This window comes from Pseudarthrobacter sp. NamE5, from assembly GCF_005796225.1.
In the GTDB taxonomy this organism is placed as follows: domain Bacteria; phylum Actinomycetota; class Actinomycetes; order Actinomycetales; family Micrococcaceae; genus Arthrobacter.
Genome location: NZ_VAHO01000064.1, coordinates 1 through 230, shown reverse-complemented (window position 1 = coordinate 230; position 230 = coordinate 1). Strand labels below are relative to the sequence as shown.

General features: G+C 65.2%; 1 protein-coding gene. It reads left to right on the top strand.

Annotation, left to right across the window (positions count from 1 at the left end; all coding sequences use genetic code 11):
* On the top strand, window positions 1–230 hold a 230-nt coding region (locus FDW84_RS19090), incomplete at both ends, for a serine dehydratase beta chain (RefSeq protein ID WP_305775697.1).

The following is a 230-nucleotide window of genomic DNA, read 5'->3' as shown; positions in this document are numbered from 1 at the left end:
CTGTTGGGTTTGGAGGGTTACCATCCGGAGCTGATTTTGCCGGAGGAGGTGGAGGAGCGGCTGGCTTCGATCGCGGAGACCGGGATCCTCCAGTTGGCCGGTTCGGTGCCGCTGCCGTATGGGGTGAAGGACATGGTGCTGCGGCCGTTGACCGTGCTGCCACGGCATACGAACGGGATGACGTTCACGGTGTCCGACGCCGGGGGCCAGGTCCTGCACACGGCCACGTT